This window comes from Pseudomonas sp. SWRI92 (assembly GCF_014268685.1).
GTDB classification, from domain to species: Bacteria; Pseudomonadota; Gammaproteobacteria; order Pseudomonadales; family Pseudomonadaceae; genus Aquipseudomonas; species Aquipseudomonas marvdashtae.
This window is the reverse complement of record NZ_JABWQY010000001.1, coordinates 825,921-843,632: the sequence shown is the minus strand read 5'-3', so window position 1 is coordinate 843,632 and position 17,712 is coordinate 825,921. Positions and strand designations below refer to the sequence as shown.

Genomic DNA, 17,712 nt, shown 5'->3' with positions numbered 1-17,712 from the left:
GGCGACTTTGCAGGGTGGTATTTGTGCTAGCCACGGTAGCAACTGGCTGCGATTAAGCTTCTTGCGCAGAACCATGTGGCCTTGTGCATCTTGGCCATGCAAGTGGAAGCTGTTTTTGCCAATGTCGATGCCTAGAAGCGTCACGCTGTTCATGAGAAAGCCTCCTCAGGAAAAGGGAGAACCTCAGAAGTTTAGACCTGAGGTTCTCGCCGGGCTGACCATCTCATTAACGCTTTTGCCCCACCACTTGGTGCCTCGCTAAGGCTCGGCATGCCCGCACTCCGGCATTGCTCCGTGGGCCCGCCGCGAAGGCCCATCCATGGGCCAGCGCGGCTATCCCGGCATCCATGCCGGGATGCCCACTGCGCAATACCTGCGTTCGGCCATCGTGGTTAACGGGGCGCCGAAATCAACGTCCACCACGAGGCGGCCTGATAGCCGACCTGGTTCTCCGGTCGTATTCCAATCCATGTGGGAGCCGGCCCGTAGGGCGCCACGGGGTTGTGTGCCGGCTCAGGTTTCGGATTGATGAGCCGTCCACCGTTTCATTTCCTCAGCGATGAAGTGATTGACCAGGTCGCTGTACATCTTCTCGATGGCATCCGGGCAAAGGCTTTCGGCCTCGGCCCATTCCCGTCGAGTCTCCAGCATGGCCTGGAAACGCTCCGGCGCACGTACCGATGAAGCCGATGTCTTGAACTTCGACGCAGCGAGCACGTATTGAAAACGCTTGCCCAACAGCTTGATAACGGCCTGATCGAGGGCATCGATTTCCCGGCGGATGTCTTCCATGCCGGTGCATTGCGCGGGGGTTAGCTGATTGTTGACTTCCATGTGGTTAACTCCGTTTGTTGAACGCTGATGTAACCCCGGTAGGGCTCTTTGTGGCGAGGGGATTTATCCCCCGCTCGACTGCGCAGCAGTCGCATATCGGACTGGCACGCTTAACCTGATGCGACACGGTGTCAGGTTTGGGGCTGCTTCACGCAGCCCAGCGGGGCGGTGCGACGTTTCGCTAAATCCCCTCGCCATAAGTTTTGGTCAGTCTTCGAGACCCCGTCGTTCGATGACGCCGAACACATCCGCCGCATCCTGCACCAGGATCCGGGCGACGTTGGTCAGGGTATTGATGTCGCTGTGGGAGGAATCACGCAGGCTGGAGCAGGCCACCAACGTCAGGTAATCGAGCGTCGCATGCAGTCGTTCACTGACACAGGCGTGGAGTTCGGGCAGTGGCGCGTGAGTGTCGATCAGCAGGACCGGGTGGGTAGTGGCGGTCTGGGTGAGGGGGGTGAAGCGTTGATCCAGTGAATTTTGGCGCATAGGTAGTAATTCCTCATATCAAGAAAATAGCTACTGCAATTCGCTGCGAAACGAACGGGTGGTAGCTGCGTGCGGGTTCGCAGACCGAGGATACGAGGAACCCGGCAGACCCGAAGATCTCCCGCACACAGCCACCATAAAACGACGTCGGACGCCAAAGGCGCACATTGTTACTTTTATGGTGCTTGGTTGCCACCGTATCTATCGGGCTGCGAAACCCGATCACTGACGAAAGCCAGCGACGCCCCAACTATAGAAGTCGACCCCAACCCCCACAACCGACCTGTAGGACGCACACAGAACCCGTGGCGAGGGAGCTTGCTCCCACTCGGTGGCGCAGCCGCCGCAAAACCGAGCGATGCGGTGTGTCTGAAGAAATAGAGTCGGCAATCCTAGGCCACTTCGCACCCCAGCGAGAGCAAGCTCCCTCGCCACGGGTAGTCATTTCCTACAAGATTTTCGGAAGGCCAATGGCTTATCGAAAGTCCGGAAGAAGCCTGGACATCCTTCGCTAACAACTCGCTCAACGGGATAACGGTTTTTAGTAGCTTGAAAAGCATGCGGCCGTCGCAACGGTTTACCCGGCCAATGGTAGTAGCGCTGTCGGTGCCCGTCGTAACGCGGAAAAGAGGTACCAACTCGGATAATGGCAATGTAACATTGCCAGCCATTTTTCGGGTTCTGTAACGTGAATAAAAAGCTCCGAAACTCAGTGTTTACGCTCCTCATGAGCGCCGTCTTCATCTATTTGTTTCCTCGGTATGTCGACATCGACATTTCTACAGAAAATTATGTGGTGGCCGCGATAGTCGTCGCGATATTGGTGATATTCAATTGGGCGTTGCACCGGGGAGCTGTTGCTGATAATCGCGCTTTCCTCGACCAGATACAGCGGGAGCCTACAGTACGAATTTCACATCGCCTGTCAGAGGAGAACCTCGCGGCGAAGTTGCGAAGCGGAGCATTGATCCCGTATCCGGTGAGGAGCTATCCACTGTTCATATGGTTGGCGGAGTTGCAGGACGGGAAATGCCCGGCGACTTGGATTTCCGTAGGTGAGCCCCAGGCGGTTATATCCGTCTTTCTCGGATCGTATTTTCAAAAGGAGTGGACGAGAGCCATTTCGTTCGAAGTGCCGAGTGGCGATGTCGTGATGCCTCCGGGTTTTCTGAAGCATCTGTTCGGCTGCTCCCAGCAACGGCTGCTCAAGCGTGTCGAGATCCCTCATGATGCCGACGTGTATCGGCGTATCGGAAGTCAATGGGAGAAGTTGTCCGAAGCAGAGCGCCAGAAGCTGCCTTTGCGAGAAACGCCTCACCATTTCACGGTTGAGGCACCTCAACGTAGCCAAAATGAGCCAGCGTAGAGTCCATTCAACCGAGCGGGTTTCAAGTTGTTACAGAAGTTTTTATGGCCAGTATCCCTGACGTAGCCACAGCATCTCGCAATTCTTTGGGCTCCTGGAATGCGAAACCCAGCCACCAGCCAAAGCCAGCAACGCCCCAACTATAGAAGCCGATCCCCCCACAACCGACCTGTAGGACGCCCCTCGCCACGGGTAGTCAATTCCTACACGATTTTCAGACCGCATAATGGCGCCACACATCCTGTCATCCAAAGCGCTTCACATCTTGGCGATGCGGGTCGACAATGCCCGCTCTGCTCCGGGGTAGTTCAGCGGTAGAACACCTGGCTCTTAACCGGGTGGGCGCTGGTTCGAATCCAGCCTCCGGACCCATTATTCGCAGGGTCATCAGCACGCATGCTTAAGGACGACACTGAATCTAACGGAACACAGGGCATTGGCGTGGGCTATGCGGCCTTCCAATTGTCCAAGGCACTCGTCGCCCAAGGCGCCGATCCCGCGCCAGAAGCTCAGGCCAAAGTGGCTCAGCGGATCGCCCGTTGGCAACAGGTATTGGCGAATGCCCTGCAGGGAACTGTGCAATACGGCGCCCGCATGCCGATGACGGATATTCCGGTCTGGGTGACGTTGGAGGTCGCCACGGGCGGGTTTGCCACGGGGCACCTGCTGGCCGGCGGTGAGCTGAATGAGCATGAGCAAGCGCTGGCTGCATCGATCCCGGGCGTCCGTCCGGGTTTTGAACGTCTGGATCTCAATGCGTGGTATCTGACGGATCAAGGACTCGACGTCTTGCGGGGGTATCTGGGGACGGGCAATTACCGCGTCGATGTTCCGGAAGAGTCGGCCCTGCTGAGCGTGGCGTGGCTGCTGGATCAAAGTCAAGTTGATGAGGCATGGGCACTCATCGAGACGATCACCCCTTTCTTCGATCGCTTGCGCTTCTTTCCTTCGCCTTGCGCAAAACCCCAATCCTCTTCGGCGCAAGTCCATGTGTTCAACGTTGGTGAGATTCGCCAACGGCTCTTGAGTTTGCAAAGTCAGCCACGTCTGGCGGTCCAGAAGCAGGTGATCGAAATCTGCTTGCCACTGTACGACGCAGCCGTCTCCCATTTCCTTTTGACTTATCAGGATGAATGGCCGTGCAGGGTTTATCCCGAGGGCTGGCCCGAAGAGGCCGCTTCGCTTTGCGCCCGTTTCAATGCGGTCCGTGATGCTGGAGGGCACACCGTCGGCACCTCGAAACCACGCCTCTCGGAACTGTTTGCACTGCTCGAACAATGCTCTGGCGATCCAAGCTCGCTGACAGGCCGGCAAGTCGGTCGGATTCGTCAGATCGTTGGGGATTTTGTGCGCAAGCATGGTCTGCCCGAATCCAGCCTTCATCGTGAATACCGATCGAGACAGCGCGAGGATATAGCCGCGCCGGGGCATCACGTGCTCGCCAAGGCGGTTGCCAAGCGAATGGAGCGTTATCCGGCCGATGACGGCGTATCGGATTTGACGCCCTTGCTTGAGCCGATCACTGTGCAAGAGGCAAACGCATTTGCCCTTGCGGGCGAGGCCGATCTTCCGCGATCTATTCGCCGGCGCGTGGAGCGCTGCGGTAGCGGTACGATTGCCGAACTGATCGAACGCGGCTTGATTACGTCGGGCGACACCGTCGCGCGGGTATTGCCGGCGATGACCGCTGACATACGTAGTACCGGGTTTCGCGACCCCGCCTTGGGCAATCTTTACGCGGCTACTTATCGTGCTTTCCGCCAGCGCCGCTCGTTGTTGTTGGTCGATCTCCAAAGCCAAGTCAGGCTGGACGAGCTGCCCTGGGTGGCGCTCATGGAAGGCCAACGGCAACGTCATTCTCTCGACGCGGACATCGCTCGGCAGGCGCTTATCGAGGCAGCAGCGCTGACACTGACTGCCTTTCCCCAGGCGATCCTGCCCAACAAGCTGCTTAAAGAACTGCGTGCTCTCGCCGAAACTGCGGGGCTGGACCTTCCATTCGTGGACGAAGTCGCCTCGGACATATTCATGGGAGAGTTTTCCAACAAGTTCGTCGACGCCGCGAGACGTGCGGGCAAGGCGCTGACAGGTACCCTGTACGCCCGTTACTACGATATCGAAACCCACATCCTGGCGACGCTTCCCGACAAACCCAAGTCGAGAGCGAGCCAACCCTTCTGGCGACGTTCGTCAACAAGCACCGACGCCTTGACGACCTTGAGCGCGCGGCGGGCAAACGCAGAGCTGGGTACCTGGCGTCCCGCAACCAACGGCACCATTATTGAACAGCAACAAATAGTGACCACGCAGAATCTCTCGATACTGTTTTGCGAGCTCGATCTGAAAACACTGTTGCATCCGCGCTTGAGCTCACTCGCCCAGGCCAGTTTTGAATGGATCTGTAGACGCCAACAGATGCGTATCGAGCATTATCACGGGCGCTTGATCATGCTCAAGAACACGGCTTACGCCTGGCGCCAGATGATTTTTTACCTGTCGATGCTCGATGAGTCCGAGATGGGGTCGGCTATCCAAGGCATTGAAGCGCATTTCGTTAGTCAGCCGGCTGCTTTTCAGGAGAAGTTTCAACCGGTGATGATGGGGCTGCGCCTGGCAGCTGCGGGACGTCGCTTGCCGCAACAGGATCGAACCGTCGAAGGTGCGCGTGTTTTTCTGGGATGGACGACTGAGTCGCATTGGTTGCGATAAGACGTGCGGTGACGAAGGGCAATCCCTGTTGGGAGATTGCCTTGCTCATCGAAAGGTTCGAATCGCTTAACGGTAGTCCCTAAAAAACCCCCGAATATCCTCCGCCAACAACTCAGGCTGCTCCAACGCCGCAAAATGACCACCGCACGGCATCTGCGTCCAGCGCCTGACGTTATAGCCACGCTCCACCCAACTGCGTGGCGGCAGCGGCAGTTCCTTGGGAAACAACGCGACCCCAAGCGGCGGGTTCACTCGCTCACCACTGTTGAAAAGCAAGGGCCGCCTGCTGCCCTCCACATACGGGCGAAACGACGAACCAATGCAGTTCGTCACCCAGTAGAGCGTCACATTGGTCAGCAGCCATTCGTGATCGATAGCGGCGCGCGGATCGCACCACGACAGAATCTTTTCCCCCATCCAGGCCAGCAATCCCGCCGGAGAATCGTTGAGGCCCACGGCCAGGCTTTGCGGCTTGGTCCGCTGAATGTGCGCATAGGCACCTTCGGCTTCGCTGAAAGCAGCAGCGCGTTGCAGGTAAGCAGTTTCTTCTTCGCTCAAAGGTGGGTCGGTTTCGCCAAGCGGCGGGCGGTACGCGCCGGGAATGTAGTTGAGGTGGAGGCCGGTCAGGCGCTCGGGGAAGCGCACGCCCAGCCAGGACGTTACAGCCGCGCCGACATCGCCGCCCTGGGCACCGAATCGCCCGTAACCGAGCCCGGTCATCAGCTCGCTCCATAAACCCGCCACCTCGAAGGGCCCGCAACCGGCTTGCGTGAACGGGGAGGAAAAGGTGTAGCCGGGCAAGGACGGCACCACCACATCGAACGCATCGGCCGGGTCGCCGCCATGGCTGGCCGGATCCGTCAGCAGCGCGATGATTCGCTGCATTTCGATGAACGAGCCGGGCCAGCCGTGAGTGAGCACGAGCGGCATCGGATTGGGCCCGACGCCGCGCTGATGGACGAAGTGAACCTGCTGCTCGCCTAGCGTGGCGACAAATTGCGGCAACTGATTCAGCGCTGTTTCCTGGGCCCGCCAATCGAAGCTCGTCGACCATTGGGCGAGGAGATCGCGCAGCACGTCCGCGTCCATGCCTTCGCTCCAGCTCAACCCGGACAAGGGTTCCGGCAACCGAGTTTTTCGCAGGCGATCTTGCAGGTCATCAAGGGCGCTTTCAGGAATGTTGATGGAAAAAGGTCGAGCGAACATGCTTGTTCCCTGATGGCTTTTTGCAGGCGTCGCGAACGCTTATTGAATTTATGCGCGGGCCAGCGAGTCTTTGGACAATGGACACTGCAATGGATCGTAACCCAACCCTGCCTGCCATGCTCCCCACCACGACAGCTGACCCCAGCTAAGGACGGACAATGACCTTCTTTATTTTTCTCCTCGCCTGCTGCGCTGCGGCGAGCACCGGTGTCATTTTCAAACCGGGTCCATGGTATGAGTCCCTCGTCAAACCCCGTTTCACGCCGCCCAACTGGCTGTTTCCCGTGGCTTGGACGGTTATTTACCTGCTGCTTGCCTGGGCCGGCTACCGCTTGAGCCTGATACCGGGAAGCCAGTTGGTGTTGGCTTTGTGGTCGGCGCAGATTGCGCTCAACACGTTATGGACCCCGGTGTTTTTTGGCGCGCATCAGGTCTTGGCGGGGATGGTGGTGATCACGCTGCTCTGGCTTGTGGTCGCCGCGATGGTGGTGTTGGCGTTGCGCCTGGACGTGATCACCGGGTTGATTCTGTTCCCTTACCTGGCATGGCTGTGCGTGGCTGCTGCGCTGAATTTCTCCATCCTGCGCAACAACCACTGACGCCGCGAAGGAAAGTCAACGCTGCTTCGATCCTCCACCAATCTGCCAGACATACGGCGGCTCCGTCCCATTGATTTCCCAGTCGCCAATGATGCGCTCCTTGTAGATCAATGGATTGTGCGAAGCCGCCGTGCGGGCGTTGCGCCAGTGGCGATCGAGGGCTTTGCTGGTGCTGGTGGCGGAGGCGCCGAGGGCGTTGAACAGGTCGCTGGTGGCGCGCAGCGTCAGGTCGGCGACCACCACTTGGGCTTGGGCCGATTCCAGTTCGGCGAGGATATTGGCGGTGTGCTCGGTTTCGGCGTCTTGGCCGAAACGGCTTTCGTAGGCACGTTGCGAGGCGTTGGCCGCGCGCAGGGTCGTGGCCTCGGCGGCGTAGACTTGGGCCGAGGCCTTGCCGATCACCTGCTGCACTTGCACGTCCTGGCTGACTTCGCTGGCGTTGCCGGTGCTGAAGACGCGGGTGCGTTGGCGCACTTGCTCGCTGAAGTCCTGGACGGCGGCGCGACCGGCGCCGGTCTGCACGGCGAGCAGGACCAGTTGATAGAACGCGGTCTGGTACTTGAAACGGGTGGAGAAGTCGATGAGGTTCTCGGCTTCGACCACGGCGTCCTCGAACACCGACGTGCCGCTGCCGGTGGTGCGTTGACCGAAGCCGTCCCAGTCATCGCTTTGCTTGACGCCAGGTTGATGGACGCTCACTGCGGCGATGACGTCGGCGCCGTTGTCGTCGCGTTGCGCGTACAGGTCGATCCAGTCGGCAAAGATGCTGCCAGTGCTGTAGTACTTGGTGCCGTTGACCGTCCATTGTTCACCGTGGCGGGAAACGCGGGTGATGACCTGGCCGAGTTTCACCGCGCCAATTTCGGTCCAGGCGTTGCCCACCAGGTCGCCGTCGACGAAGCGCTTGAACCAGACATCCTGTGGACTGCTGGCATGGGCGTTGAGGCGATCCTCGACGAATGCGAAGTGCCCGCGCAGGGCTTGGGGCAGGTTGGAGTCGGCTTCGGCCAGTTCGATCAACAGTTGCAATAGTTGCGGTAGTGAGGCCCCGGCGCCGCCGAATTCGACCGGCACCCGCACCGCGCCAAAGCCGGCTTCCTTGAGCCATTTCACTTGTTCGAAGGGCAAGCTGCGTGACTGTTCACGGGCCAGCGCGCCGCTTTGGATGCGCGCAAAGATCGGCCGGAATCGCTGGGCCAGCGCTTCATAGTCGGTGCCGGTGGAAAGGACAGGTGGCAAGTGTTTTTGCTGTGCGGTCATGACGATGTTCCTTTTGTTGGCGAGAGGCGGGCAGGGCGAAGGCCTGCCGTTGCAGACCGTCATTGCACGCTCCATGCCCGGTGCTCGAAGCCAACAAAAACGGGGCGTTTGCCCGATTCCAGGGTGCCCGGCCTGTCGCCCGATGAACAAACTGTCTAGCGACTGTGTACTGGGCAACAGTGATCGCCATGGGCGGCGGCGCGCGGGCTGTTGGCTGGGCAACAGCGATTCAACAGCCTGTCTGCCGCACGACAGCCATCCAGCTTGAGGTTATGAATTAACCAATTGATTTAAAAGGATAAATACAAATGGCACGGTTGCTGCTCTAGCGTTTACAGAGGCGACGACGCCTATATCTCAACGAGCTGGGAGTACACGCAATGAGCCAGGACACGATCAAGTTTGCCTACTGGGTACCCAATGTCAGCGGTGGATTGGTGGTCAGCAAGATCCCCCAGCGCACCGACTGGGGCATCGATTACAACCGCAAGCTGGCGCAGATCGCCGAGGCCGCCGGCTTCGACTATGCCCTGACCCAGATTCGTTTCACCGCCGGTTACGGCGCCGAATACCAGCATGAATCGGTGGCGTTCAGTCACGCACTGCTGGCGGCCACCACCCGCCTGAAGGTCATTGCGGCAGTGTTGCCGGGGCCGTGGACGCCTTCGGTATTGGCCAAGCAGATTGCAACCATCGACCAGCTCACTGGCGGTCGCGTGGCGATCAACGTGGTGTCCGGCTGGTTCAAGGGTGAATTCACCGCCATCGGCGAACCCTGGCTGGAACACGACGAGCGTTATCGCCGTTCTGAAGAGTTCATCACCACGCTCAAGGGCGTCTGGACCACCGACAACTTCACCTTCCGCGGCGACTTCTATCGCTTCAACAGCTACACCCTCAAGCCAAAACCTTTGCAGCAACACCCGGAAATTTTCCAGGGCGGCAGCTCGCGGGCCGCGCGGGACATGGCGGCCCGGGTGTCAGACTGGTATTTCACCAACGGCAACACGGTGGAAGGGGTCAAGGCGCAGATCGATGACTTGCGGACCAAAGCGGCCGCCAACAACCACACCGTCAAGGTTGGCGTGAACGCCTTTGTCATCGCCCGCGATACGGAAGAAGAAGCGCGCGCGGTGCTGGCCCAGATCATTGATCAGGCCGACCCCGAAGCCGTCAACGCGTTTGGCGACGCGGCAAAACAGGCCGGCAAGGCCAGCCCCGAAGGCGAGGGCAACTGGGCCAAGTCCAGCTTCGAAGATTTGGTGCAATACAACGATGGTTTCAAGACCAACCTGATCGGCACGCCCCGGCAGATCGCCGAACGCATCGTTGCGTTGAAAGCCGTGGGGGTGGATCTGGTACTCGCCGCTTTCCTGCACTTCCAGGAGGAGGTGGAATATTTCGGTCAACGGGTCCTGCCGCTGGTGCGCGAGCTGGAGCAGCAGAAAGTGACGGTCAAAACAGCAGCGGTTGCCTAGACAGCCACAGGTGGTAGGTGGGTCAGGTTGATAGATTGACCACCCGACCATCGCGCGTGTCCAGCGCTGCCTGTCGTCTGTTGACCACCAGCTCGCCAATCCGGATCAGCATGGAACGTGTGACATTGCGGCTCAGACCCAACAGGCTGGCCGTGTGGACCTGGTTGCAACTGGCGTATCGGTAGGCGGTGCGCAGCAGGGCGGCTTCGACTTTTTCATAGACATCGCCGTGCGCTTGCTCAAGCAGCTGCTCAAAGGCCTTTTCCAGCAGCGCCTCGGCCGTCTGCGGCGCGCAGTCCCGTGGCGTGTCCTGGCGCTCGATGCGAAAATTCGACAAGTGCAGGTCCTGCACGCCGATCACCCTGTTGCGGCAGATCAACAGGGTGTGGTGAATGACGTTTTCCAGTTCGCGAATATTCCCCGGCCACGAATAATCGAGCAATTTGCGCTGCGCCTGGGCGTCCAGCGTGACCTCGCCGTGACTAAGCCGGCGGCTGTATTCGGCGATGAAATGGTGAATCAACGGCAGGATATCGCCGGGACGTTCGCGCAAGGGCTTGAGCACCACGCTGACCACGTTCAAACGGTAATAAAGATCCTCTCGAAAGTGCCCGGCGTTGATGGCTTTTTCCAACTGCACGTTGGTGGCGGCGAGCACCCGAACATTGATCTTGATGCTCTTGCGCGAGCCCAGGCGCACCACCTCGCGTTCCTGCAGGACGCGCAGCAATTTGACCTGGATCGGCAGCGGCAGGTCGCCGATTTCATCAAGGAACAGCGTGCCGCCATCGGCCTCTTCGAACCACCCGGCCTTGGCCGTCAGGGCGCCGGTGAATGCGCCTTTTTCATGGCCGAACAGCTCGGCCTCCACCAGCGTCTCGGAAAAAGCTCCGCAGTTTACCGCCACGAACGGCTTGTCGCGCCGGGCGCTGAGGTTATGCACGTGGCGCGCCACCAGCTCCTTGCCGGTGCCGGTCTGACCGATGATCAACACACTGGCATCGCTGGGCGCTACCTGTTGCAAGTGAGCCAGCAATGCCTGGGAACTGGGATCTGCGAATACCTGGGCCGTGGCGCGGATCGAGGTGGCCAGGCTGGGAGAGGGAGGAAGCGTAAGAAGCTGCATGACGGTGGCCCGTTAATGAGAGTTCGATGAATAAGGGATACCAACGCGCCTGGATGGCATCTCCGTGCGAAGCCATTGGCCTTATGGCTTAATCTAAATGATCTAAAAAACATTAAACAAATAACATCAAGCTATAAGCTTAGGGCTTGGCGACAGTGATTCGATGCGGGTCGGGTTGGCAAAGCGCCACCCACACTTGGCGAAATCAGACAAAAAGGCGGCGCTCACAGGTAACTGACCCGGGAGCGTAGGCAGGTAACGTGGCTCAACATTTCAACTGCAAAGCCCAATTCGCGAGGGATGGATCAGACATCCAGGGTGTGCCGCTTTCAGGAGGGAGCGAAAACCAAAAGCACCGACGATCCCTCGGCACGCCTCAATGTCGATAAGAGAACAAAAACATGACCAGCCCGAGCTTCAAGGATTCGAACGGCCACCTTGCACAGGGCTTCAAGCCTCGTCACGTCACCATGCTTTCAATTGCCGGGATCATCGGCGCCGGTCTGTTTGTCGGATCGGGCCATGCCATCGCTGCCACAGGACCTGCCGTGATGCTGGCGTATCTTTTCTCTGGCCTGCTGGTGGTGCTCGTCATGCGCATGCTCGGCGAGATGGCCGTCGCCCGCCCGGACACCGGTTCATTTTCCACCTACGCCGACCAGGCGATCGGACGCTGGGCCGGCTTCACCATCGGCTGGCTCTATTGGTGGTTCTGGGTGCTGGTAATCCCCATCGAGGCGCTTGCCGCAGGGCATGTGCTGAACCAATGGTTTCCCTCCGTCGATGCCTGGCTGTTCGCTTCGGTGTCGATCGTTGCCCTGGCTGTGACCAATCTGTTCAGCGTTTCGAAGTACGGCGAGTTCGAGTTCTGGTTCGCGATGGCCAAGGTCGTGGCGATCGTCGGTTTCATCTCCCTGGGGTTCGCCGTGTTGATGGGTTGGATTCCCGAGCGTGAAGCCAGTGGCTTGAGTCGATTGATGGAAGAGCACGGCGGATTTGCGCCCAACGGATTGTCAGCCGTCGTCGGCGCCTTCATCACCATCATGTTCAGTTTCATTGGCACCGAGGCGGTGACGATCGCCGCCGCCGAGTCCAGCAATCCCGCACAAAACATCGCCAAGGCCACCCGCTCGGTGATCTGGCGCATCGGCGTGTTCTACCTGTTGTCGATCTTCGTGGTCATTTCCGTAGTGCCCTGGAACGATCCGCTCCTGGCTTCCGTGGGCTCCTACCAGCGGGCACTGGAATTGATGAATATTCCCCACGCCAAATTCATGGTGGATGTGGTGGTGTTGATCGCCGTGGCCAGTTGCATGAATTCATCGATCTACATCGCCTCGCGCATGTTGTATTCCCTCGGCCGTCGTGGCGATGCGCCGAGGGCGGTGGAAGCGACTTCGTCCGCTGGCGTACCCCGGGCGGCAGTAATTGCCAGTACGATTCTGGGATTGGGCATCACCTTGTTCAGCTTCTTCATGCCGGCCGGCTTGTTCCAGTTCCTGCTCGCCAGTTCTGGTGCCATCGCTCTGCTGGTCTATCTGGTCATTGCCATTTCCCAGCTGCGCATGCGCCGGCTGTTGCGTCAGCAAGGCGTCGAGCCGGCCTTTCGCATGTGGCTATTTCCTTGGCTGACCTGGGCGGTGATCTTGTTCATCGGTGGCGCCCTGGCGGTCATGATGGTGACACCTGAGCACCGCAGCGAGGTGAGCGTGACCCTTGGCCTGGCCTTGGTCGTTTCGTTTATCGGCCTGGTGACGTCGCGACATCCTGCGCAGCCTGAAGAAGCGGTTTCCCTGAGCTAGCCTCCCTGCGGGTCCGTTTCCGGGTCCGCACCTCATCGTGGCGAGGGAGCTTGCTCCCGCTGGGCTGCGCAGCAGCCCTTTTTTACGCGCCCGTTTTGCATCAACAATGCTAAAAAACAGCGATCCCATGCTGGCACTAACCTTAGGTTACGTTGTCAGTACTTGGCGTCAGTAGCGGCGACGTTCGGCTCATATAGCGACAATGTCAGCTACCTGACGCTCTTTTTTTGACGCCTGCGGGCGAAATAACTCGCGATGGATTGCGCCGGGACCGTTTATTCCTTTTGCGGGTTGATATCTATGGGTTTGCTCCTCGATCCTCGGCACGACATCGACGCCGCTTTGCTCAGTTATCGCCGGGTGTTCGGGTCGCTGGCGCTGTTCAGCGGGGTGATCAACCTGCTGGTGCTGGTGCCGTCGCTCTACATGATGCAGGTCTACGACCGGGTCCTGACCAGCCGCAACGAAACCACCTTGTTCATGCTCACGCTGATCGCCCTCGGACTGTTCATGTTCAGTGCCTTGATCGAGTGGGTGCGCGGCGAGGTGATGATTCGCATGAGCGCCGGGCTGGACGATGCCTTGGGCGAGCGGATTTTCGATGCGGCCTTTGCCCGCAGCCTGCGTGAGCACAACGCCAACCCGGCACAGGTCCTGAGCGATCTGGCCACTCTGCGACAGCTGATTACCGGCCAGGGCCTGATTGCCTTGCTCGATGCGCCATGGTTGCCGATCTTCCTCTTGGTAGCGTTCATCTTCCACCCCTGGTTCGGCGTGCTGACCCTGGTGCTCGCCCTGGCGTTGGTCGGGCTGGCGCTGTGGGGCGAGCTGGCAACCCGCGTCCGGCTGGGAGAGGCCAATCGGTTGGGCGTGCAGTCATCGATCTACGTCAACAGCACGCTGCAGAACGCCGAAGTCATCCAGGCCTTGGGCATGCTCGGGCCGCTGCGCCAGCGCTGGAGCCTGCTGCAACAACGGATTATCGCGGCGCAGGCCCATGCCAGTGATCGGGGGGCGCGTATCACCTCGGCGACGCGTTTCGTGCGTATCTCCGGTCAGTCCCTGGCCTTGGGGCTGGGCGCGCTGCTGGTGCTGGAAGGCCAGTTGTCGGCGGGCATGATGATCGCCATGTCGCTGTTGTTGGGGCGTGCCCTGGCGCCGGTGGAAATCGCCATCGGCTCGTGGAAGCAGTTCAACGCCGGGCGCCAGAGTTACCAGCGCCTGAGCCAACTGCTGGCGCAACACCCCCGCGAACGCTTGCGCATGCCATTGCCTGCGCCCACCGGCGCGGTGCGCCTGGAACAGTTGTATGTCGGGCCGCCCGGCGCTTCGCAGCCGATCCTGCGGGGCATCAATTTCAGCCTCGGCAAAGGCGAGGTGCTTGCGGTGGTCGGTCCCAGCGCCAGCGGTAAATCGACGCTGGCCCGGGCGCTGGTCGGGGTATGGCCGGCCATGGGCGGCTCGGTGCGGCTGGACGATGCCGAGATCAGCCAATGGTCCCACGACGCCTTGGGCCCGTACCTGGGTTATCTGCCGCAGGACATCGAGCTGTTCGACGGCAGCGTGGCCGACAATATTGCCCGCTTCGGCGAGCAGGACGCCGACAAGATTATTGCGGCCGGTCGCCACGCCGGCATCCACGAAATGATCCTGAGATTCCCCAAGGGTTACGACACGCCGCTGGGCCCCGGCGGGCTTGGTTTGTCCGGCGGCCAGAAGCAACGCCTTGGCCTGGCGCGCGCGCTGTATGGCAGCCCGTCGCTGATCGTGCTCGACGAACCCAATTCCAACCTGGATGAAGCCGGCGAACTGGCGCTGGTGCAGGCCATCGGCGTGCTCAAGGCCGCCGGCAGCACCGTGGTGTTGATCACGCACCGGCCCAACGTGCTGGCGGTGGTCGATCACATCCTTGTGTTGAAGGACGGGACTCAACAAGCGTTTGGGCCTCGGGATCGGGTGCTCAAGGCGTTGATGCCGGGACCAAGGCCAACCGCCGTGCGGGAGGCAGGCAAAGATGCGTGATTTGAAACCGACCGCGGCGGTCCACGGCGAGCACGGCTTGAGCGTACTCAGCAGCAACACCTTGCCCAGCGCCAGCACCGATGCCGGTGGCGCGGCGCGCTACGGCGTGATCTTCCTGGCCCTGACGCTGGGCGGATTCCTGCTCTGGGCCTTTCTGGCGCCACTCGACCAGGGCGTGGTGGGCAGCGGCACGGTGGTGGTGGCGGGCGAGCGCAAGGCGGTGCAATCGCTGGTGGGCGGCGTAGTGGAGAAGCTGCTGGTCAGCGACGGTGACCGCGTCAGCCAGGGCCAGTTGCTGGTACAGCTGAACACCGTGCAGGCGCAATCTCAGTTGGACGTCACCCTGGGCAAGCTGCTCAACGACCGCAGTATCGAGGCGCGATTGATTGCCGAACGCCTGGGCGCCGCTGAAATCCAGTGGCCGGCGCAATTGCTGGAGCGGGCCGAAGAGCCGCGCGTCAAGGCGGCCATGGCGCTGCAGAGTCAATTGTTCCTGACGCGGCGTGCCGAGCTGGGTAGCCGCCTGCAGATCATCGAGCATGAAATTGGCGCCTTGCAGCAGCAGTTGCAGGGGTATGAAGGGGTCAAGCGCAACTACGACGCGCAAATGCGTTTCCAGCAGCAGGAACTCGAAGGCCTGCGCGAGCTGGCCCGGGAAGGCTACGTGCCGCGCAACAAGCTCTTCGAGGCCGAGCGTAATGCCGCGCAACTGGCCGGACAGATTGCTTCCGGCATCGGTGACGTCGGCAGGACGCGCCAGGCCATCAACGAAAGCCGGCTCAAGGCTTTGCAGGCGCAGCAGGAATTTCGCCGCGATGCCGAAACCCAGCTCAGTGAAGTATCCGCTGAGGCGGCGGGCTATGCCGATCAGATCCGCGCCTTGCAATTCGAAGTGGATAACGGCGCGATCCGGGCACCGGTGGCCGGGCAGGTGATGGATATGTCGATCCACACGGTCGGGGGCGTCGCCCAGGCCGGGCAAACCCTGATGCAGGTTGTGCCGCTGGACGCGCCGATGGCGATCACCGCGCGCTTTGAGCCGCTGATGGCCAACAAGCTGCGCCCGGGGTTGCCGGTGCACGTGCATTTCACCGCGCTGCAACGGGTGGATACGCCAACGGTGACGGGCACCGTGACCACGGTGTCGGCGGACCAGTTGATCGATCAGCAAACCCACCAGCCGTACTTCTCCGCCAAGGTCGAGATTCCCGCCGACACGGTGGCTTCGCTGCAAGAGGCCGGGCTGCTGGTGCGCCCGGGCATGCTCGCCGATGTCACCGTGGTGACCGGAGAGCGGACCTTGATGAACTATCTGATGAAACCTTTGCGCGAACGCTTGCTGGCTGCCTTCAAAGAGGAATGAGCATGACCGACCGTTGCCGTTACGGCGTCCGTGTGCTGTTGAGTTTGTGTACCAGTTGGGCGGTGATCGGCCCGGTGTGGGCGGCGGAGGGCGGGTTGAGCCTGATCGCCGCTTACGATGCCTCGCGTCTCAACGACCCGACCTTGCAAGCGGCGACCCACGCCTTTGATGCGTCGCGCCAGGAAGAGGCGATCGGTCGGGGCGGGCTGTACCCGCAAGTGTCGTTGTCATCACGTTATGGGTATGGCGGGCGTACCGATGGCGGCGATGACAGCGGCTACGTCAACAGCAACGATTACCAGGCCAATAACGTGACCTTGGCTGCGCAGCAGCCGCTGTATGACAAGGGCCGTTGGGCGGCGTATCAGGAGGGCAAGGCCCGGGGAACACTCGGTAGCCAACAGTTCGATGTGGCCGGCCAGGCGCTGTTCGATCGGGTTGCCAAGGGCTATTTCGACGTCGCTCGGGCCGAGAACGAGCTCAAGTTGATCGCCCAGCAGAAAACCGCGATCAATGGGTTGGTGATCCAGAGCAAAAAGCTTTACCAGGGTGGCCAGGGCGCAATCACCGACATCGACGAGGCCCAGGCTCGGCTCGATCTGGTGGAGGCCCAGGAAGCCGAAGCCAACGCCCGGCGCGTGGCTGCGTTGCGGGCGCTGTCGGGCCGTTCCAATGTACCGATTGATGACATCCAACCGATGCGCGAAGAACTTCCCACCGGAACGCCGATCCCGCCGGAGCAGGATTTACCTTACTGGACGGCAATTGCCCGCGAGGCCAGCCCGGAATTGGCGGCCCGGCTGGCGGCGGTGAAAGTGGCCGAGGCGCAGGCCGACAGCCAGCGCGCCGGGCACTACCCAACGTTGTCGCTCACCACTCAGTTGACCCGCCGGGAAACCCGTCAGTACCAGGAGCTGGACCCGCGCCAGGACACTTACTACGTTGGCGTGCAGTTGGACATTCCGTTGTATCGCGGCGGCGCGGTGCGCGCCTCGGTGGCCAAGGCCGAGGCACAGCTTGCAGGCGCCCAGTCCGATTACGACGTGCAGCGTCAGCAATTGGCCGAAGACATCGAAACCGATTACCTGGGCGTGGTCGCAGGTTTTGCCAAGAGCAAGGCGATGCAACGGGCAGTGGAATCCAACCAACGGGCGCTGACGTCGACGGAGAAGGGGTTTCAAGGCGGGGTACGTTCGACGGTCGACATTCTCGATGCCCAGCAGCGGCTATTCCAGGCGCGGCGGGACCTGCTCGACACCAAATTGGACATGCTGCAAAGCTATGTAAGCCTGCACATCCACACCGGCCAGATGAATCGCGCGGTGCTGGAACAGGTGCAAAGTTTGTTCTAAGGCCGGCCCCCACGGCTGTTGCTCCCTCGCCACAGAGGCAGTCCGTGGCGAGGGGATTTAGCGAAACGTCACACCGCCCCGCTGGGCTGCGTAGCAGCCCCCATCA

General features: G+C 60.5%; 13 protein-coding genes, 1 tRNA gene and 1 pseudogene. 9 read left to right on the top strand and 6 right to left on the bottom strand.

Going from position 1 to position 17,712, the window contains the following annotated elements:
- The 3 genes and pseudogenes from HU762_RS26655 to HU762_RS03355 all read right to left on the bottom strand — a co-directional run.
- Nucleotides 1-153: pseudogene (locus tag HU762_RS26655) on the bottom strand (IS110 family transposase); the annotation flags it as partial.
- A 360-nt stretch (nucleotides 154-513) separates the two neighbouring features.
- Nucleotides 514-834, bottom strand: coding sequence for an isochorismate lyase (locus HU762_RS03360; RefSeq protein WP_186632879.1), 321 nt, complete (start codon nucleotides 832-834; stop codon nucleotides 514-516).
- A 207-nt stretch (nucleotides 835-1,041) separates the two neighbouring features.
- On the bottom strand, nucleotides 1,042-1,323 hold the full coding sequence (locus HU762_RS03355) for a fructose-bisphosphate aldolase (RefSeq protein WP_186632876.1): 282 nt from the start codon (nucleotides 1,321-1,323) through the stop codon (nucleotides 1,042-1,044).
- A 688-nt stretch (nucleotides 1,324-2,011) separates the two neighbouring features.
- Here HU762_RS03355 and HU762_RS03350 point away from each other — a divergent pair.
- The 3 genes from HU762_RS03350 to HU762_RS03340 all read left to right on the top strand — a co-directional run bounded on the left by HU762_RS03350 (nucleotide 2,012) and on the right by HU762_RS03340 (nucleotide 5,398).
- The gene (locus HU762_RS03350; RefSeq protein ID WP_186632873.1) at nucleotides 2,012-2,689 is read left to right on the top strand and encodes a hypothetical protein; all 678 of its coding nucleotides are present in this window, start codon (nucleotides 2,012-2,014) and stop codon (nucleotides 2,687-2,689) included.
- Nucleotides 2,690-2,986: 297 nt separating this feature from the next.
- Nucleotides 2,987-3,061: transfer RNA gene (locus HU762_RS03345), tRNA-Lys, on the top strand.
- Nucleotides 3,062-3,085: 24 nt separating this feature from the next.
- Nucleotides 3,086-5,398 carry a hypothetical protein gene (locus tag HU762_RS03340; protein ID WP_186632870.1) on the top strand — a complete coding sequence of 771 codons (2,313 nt, stop codon included), beginning with the start codon at nucleotides 3,086-3,088 and terminating at the stop codon, nucleotides 5,396-5,398.
- A 66-nt stretch (nucleotides 5,399-5,464) separates the two neighbouring features.
- Here the strand turns inward: HU762_RS03340 and HU762_RS03335 are convergent, their stop codons facing one another.
- Complete coding sequence (locus HU762_RS03335; protein ID WP_186632867.1) at nucleotides 5,465-6,604, bottom strand: epoxide hydrolase family protein; 1,140 nt, start codon at nucleotides 6,602-6,604, stop codon at nucleotides 5,465-5,467.
- A 158-nt stretch (nucleotides 6,605-6,762) separates the two neighbouring features.
- On the opposite strand from HU762_RS03335, the gene HU762_RS03330 reads away from it, so the two are divergent.
- Nucleotides 6,763-7,203 carry a TspO/MBR family protein gene (locus HU762_RS03330; protein ID WP_186632864.1) on the top strand — a complete coding sequence of 147 codons (441 nt, stop codon included), beginning with the start codon at nucleotides 6,763-6,765 and terminating at the stop codon, nucleotides 7,201-7,203.
- A 15-nt stretch (nucleotides 7,204-7,218) separates the two neighbouring features.
- On the opposite strand, the gene HU762_RS03325 is transcribed toward HU762_RS03330, so the two are convergent.
- Nucleotides 7,219-8,463: an acyl-CoA dehydrogenase family protein gene (locus HU762_RS03325; protein WP_186632861.1), complete on the bottom strand. Its 1,245-nt coding sequence runs from the start codon at nucleotides 8,461-8,463 to the stop codon at nucleotides 7,219-7,221.
- 380 nt (nucleotides 8,464-8,843) lie between these two features.
- On the opposite strand from HU762_RS03325, the gene sfnG reads away from it, so the two are divergent.
- The gene (sfnG, locus tag HU762_RS03320; RefSeq protein WP_186632858.1) at nucleotides 8,844-9,941 is read left to right on the top strand and encodes a dimethylsulfone monooxygenase SfnG; all 1,098 of its coding nucleotides are present in this window, start codon (nucleotides 8,844-8,846) and stop codon (nucleotides 9,939-9,941) included.
- A 22-nt stretch (nucleotides 9,942-9,963) separates the two neighbouring features.
- Here the strand turns inward: sfnG and HU762_RS03315 are convergent, their stop codons facing one another.
- Nucleotides 9,964-11,067, bottom strand: coding sequence for a sigma-54 dependent transcriptional regulator (locus tag HU762_RS03315; RefSeq protein ID WP_186632855.1), 1,104 nt, complete (start codon nucleotides 11,065-11,067; stop codon nucleotides 9,964-9,966).
- A gap of 401 nt (nucleotides 11,068-11,468) precedes the next feature.
- On the opposite strand from HU762_RS03315, the gene HU762_RS03310 reads away from it, so the two are divergent.
- The 4 genes from HU762_RS03310 (at nucleotide 11,469) to HU762_RS03295 (ending at nucleotide 17,606) form a co-directional block, all read left to right on the top strand.
- Nucleotides 11,469-12,869 carry an amino acid permease gene (locus tag HU762_RS03310; protein WP_186632852.1) on the top strand — a complete coding sequence of 467 codons (1,401 nt, stop codon included), beginning with the start codon at nucleotides 11,469-11,471 and terminating at the stop codon, nucleotides 12,867-12,869.
- A gap of 300 nt (nucleotides 12,870-13,169) precedes the next feature.
- Nucleotides 13,170-14,891, top strand: a complete 1,722-nt coding sequence (locus HU762_RS03305; protein ID WP_186610138.1) for a type I secretion system permease/ATPase — start codon at nucleotides 13,170-13,172, stop codon at nucleotides 14,889-14,891.
- Nucleotides 14,884-16,254, top strand: a complete 1,371-nt coding sequence (locus HU762_RS03300; RefSeq protein WP_186632849.1) for an HlyD family type I secretion periplasmic adaptor subunit — start codon at nucleotides 14,884-14,886, stop codon at nucleotides 16,252-16,254. The genes HU762_RS03305 and HU762_RS03300 overlap by 8 nt, the downstream gene beginning before the upstream one ends.
- A gap of 2 nt (nucleotides 16,255-16,256) precedes the next feature.
- Nucleotides 16,257-17,606 carry a TolC family outer membrane protein gene (locus tag HU762_RS03295; RefSeq protein ID WP_186632846.1) on the top strand — a complete coding sequence of 450 codons (1,350 nt, stop codon included), beginning with the start codon at nucleotides 16,257-16,259 and terminating at the stop codon, nucleotides 17,604-17,606.
- Nucleotides 17,607-17,712: the final 106 nt, after the last annotated feature.